Source organism: Arthrobacter sp. NPDC080073 (genome assembly GCF_040686575.1).
Classification (GTDB): domain Bacteria; phylum Actinomycetota; class Actinomycetes; order Actinomycetales; family Micrococcaceae; genus Arthrobacter.
On record NZ_JBFBKR010000047.1, the window covers coordinates 1 to 3,247 of the forward strand.

At 60.6% G+C, this 3,247-nt stretch carries 2 protein-coding genes; both read left to right on the plus strand.

The genetic code is table 11. The features are described 5' to 3' along the window. Positions 1-153: 153 nt before the first annotated feature. Entirely contained in the window at positions 154-1,152 is a 999-nt protein-coding gene (locus tag AB0O52_RS23250) for an ABC transporter substrate-binding protein (protein WP_364542958.1), read from the plus strand. Between the two features lie 35 nt (positions 1,153-1,187). Beyond that, positions 1,188-3,125 (plus strand): NAD(P)/FAD-dependent oxidoreductase, encoded by a 1,938-nt coding sequence (locus AB0O52_RS23255; protein ID WP_364542961.1) that lies wholly within the window; start codon positions 1,188-1,190, stop codon positions 3,123-3,125. The last annotated feature ends 122 nt before the right edge of the window (positions 3,126-3,247 follow it).

The following is a 3,247-nucleotide window of genomic DNA, read 5'->3' on the forward strand; positions in this document are numbered from 1 at the left end:
AACCGCCGGGAGTGCTGTAAGGTCCAATACATATCAGTTTACCTTACACGTCGCACGGAGAGCGGCACAGAGACGTCCGCAATGGCGCGACGACACTCTCGCTCCTCTCTGTCGTAGCCTCCAACGCACGCACTCAAGGAAGAGGAACCAACTGTGCACCACAGCATTCGCATCGCGGGCCTCGCGGCCGCGGCCATCATTGCACTGGGTCTGTCGGGTTGTGCTGCTGGATCGGTCTCCGGTGGCGGCGACGGCCCCGCTGCCGCCACTCCGGGCTCCGGTACACTCACCACCATCACCCTCGGCGAGTTCCCCGCGACGACGTTCGCGCCGGTGCACCTCGGGGACACGAAGGGCATTTTCGCCAAACACGGCATCGCTCTGAAATATCAGTCAGGGGCCGGTGCGGCGGCGCTCCTGCCCGGTGTCATGAACGGCTCCATCGATGTTGCCGTAGGAAACCCCGTCTCCGTGATGCAGGCCGCGGCGAAAGGTCTCGACGTTAAGATCATTGCCGGCTACAACCGTGACAACCCCGCCGTCAAGGACGAGACCGGAGTCATCGTCGCGATGCCGTCGTCGGGGATCACCCGGGCACGCGACCTGGTCGGCAAGAAGGTCGCCATAAATACCTTGAAGAATTCCACCGAAGTCGTGGTCCGTGCAGCGGTCCACGCCGATGGCGGGGATGACACGAAACTCGTGTTCACCGAACTGCCGTTCCCGGACATGCCCGCCCAGCTCCAAGGCGGTGGGGTAGATGCAGCTTTCATGGTGCAGCCGTTCCTCGGGCCGACTCTGGCTCACGGTGGAACGATCATTTCCGACGCGCAGGTCGCGGCGGGACTGCAGAACCTTATTCAGGTCACCTTCACCAGCGCCAACTGGGCGAAGAAAAATCCTGAGCTGTTGAGCGCATTCCGTGAAGCATGGACGGAAGCTCTCGATTATGGTCAGGCGCACCCTGAGGAGCTACGCACCACCGTTCCGACCTTCCTTCCCTCCTACACGCAGGCACAAGCTGCCGGGCTGCAGTTCGAGACGTTCTCCGCAAACCTGGACCGGAAGGGTCTCCAAGTCTGGGCCGACCTCGCGTACAAGTACGGTGCGCTCACCAAGGCCAGCGAGCTTGACACCATCGTCCTGCAATAGCGGCCCCTTCCACACCCGACGAAAGGGAAGAAATTATGACCTTACAGCACGCCGAAGTGACAACCCTCCTCGCAGGTGTGAGTGACGACGAGCTCCGCTCTGTGCTCGAAGAGGCGCACCTCGTGACGTTGTTGCCCACCCTCGCCTCACTCACAGGAGACCTCTCGATCCTCCGCCAGAACCTCAGACCCAAGCCGGTCTCCATCTATGAGGGGATCGCAGGGCAAAGTGGCCTCTCGACGGACGAACAGTCCGAGGCGAGGGAGCTGGCATTCCAGACGCTGGCCTCCATTCGGGACAACGGACTCGACGGAACGGTTCGGCTGAGCTCGGAGCAGTTGCGGCAGATGCTGGAGTTCATGACCGGCCCGATCGACGAAGCCTATGTTCCGATGCTCATCCACGAACTCGGAATGCCGGTCGACACCGGCGCGCCGAGCTGGACGAAAGCGGCGATAGCACCTGACACGGCCTTCGATGTCGTCATCATCGGGGCTGGAATGTCGGGGCTCGCAGCAGGGCACCGCCTCGACCAGGCCGGTGTGGCCTTCTCGATCATCGAACGCAGAAGCGACGTCGGGGGTGTGTGGCTCGACAACAGCTACCCAGGAGCACGGCTGGACACGACGAATTTCAACTACAGCTATTCGTTCGCTCAGACGGGCTCCTGGCCGTCGCAGTATTCCCGACGCGACGAGATCCTGGACTACTTCCGCGGCGTAGCAGACGAGCTGTCACTCAGGGAACACATCCGTTTTTCGAGCGAGTTCGTGCACGGCGCCTACGACGAGGCCTCGGCCACCTGGACCGTCACGATCAGAAACGAGAATGGATCCGAGGAGACCCTGCATGCCAATGCAATCATCTCTGCCGTCGGGCAGTTGAACGAACCGAACATCCCCTACATCAGCGGCGCCGAAACCTTTCGCGGGCCCACTTGGCATACTGCTCGCTGGAATCACGACGTCGACCTCGCGGACAAGCGGGTCGTCATCATCGGCACTGGGGCAAGCGCATTCCAAGTCTTCCCTCAGGTCGCGAAGATCGCGAAGCACGTCACCGTTCTTCAAAGAACCCCTCCCTATGTCGTGCCGACTCCGGGATACACCAGTGAAATGCCAAATGCAATGAAGTGGCTGTTCCAGAACGTTCCCAACTATCACCGCTGGTACCGTTTCAGTCAGTTCTGGGCGAACGTCGACGGCATCCGCGATCTCGCGATCGTCGACCCGGAGTGGCACCATCCGATCTCCGTCTCCGAGAAGAACGAGGACGTACGCCAGTATCTCATAGCCTATCTGACCGATGCGTTTGCTGAGCGGCCCGATCTGCTCGCGCAGGTGATTCCCAATTACCCTCCCTATGCCAAGCGAAGCGTTCGCGACGACGGAACGTGGACCTCCGCGCTCAAGCAGGATAACGTCAACCTCAATTCCGAAGGAATCGCCCGGATCACCCCGGAAGGCGTGGAGACAAAAGACGGAACGATCCACGAGGCCGACGTAATTATCTACGGCACCGGCTTCAAGGCTGCCGACTTCTTGCGCACCTTCGAATTGTCCGGCATCGACGGTGTAAGCCTGCACGACGAGTGGGACGGCGACGCGCGCGCGTACTGGGGGATTACTGTGCCCAAGTTCCCCAACCTTTTCCTCCTGTATGGGCCCAATACCAACCTCAACACCCACGGCAGCAGCGTGCTGTTCACGGAGGCAGGCGTCGAGTACACACTGGAGTGCATACGCATGCTGCTGTCTCGAGGTGCTCGCGCCCTGAACGTCAAAGCCGAGCCGTTCGTGGAGTTCAACGACCTGGTCGACGCTACAACGATGACCATGGCCATTGGAGTATCCAATGTGAACACGTGGTATCGCAATTCGAAGGGCAGGATCTCGCAGAACTGGCCCCTCACAACGCTGGACTACTGGCAAGGCACGCGGGAGCCGCGCGTTGAACACTATGAATTCTTGTAGAGGCCGAATCGAACATGAGCGGAGTGGGGAGTTGGGATGACTGCGTTGCGAGACGTTCAAAGCACGCCGAAAGTGGGATCACGTCCCATACTACGAGCACACCAAAGCCTGCAGCCGCTCGG

What these genes read in the sequence shown, in the direction of transcription:
- AB0O52_RS23255 (WP_364542961.1), top strand. Translation starts at nt 1,188, where the DNA reads ATGACCTTACAGCACGCCGAAGTGACAACCCTCCTCGCAGGTGTGAGT.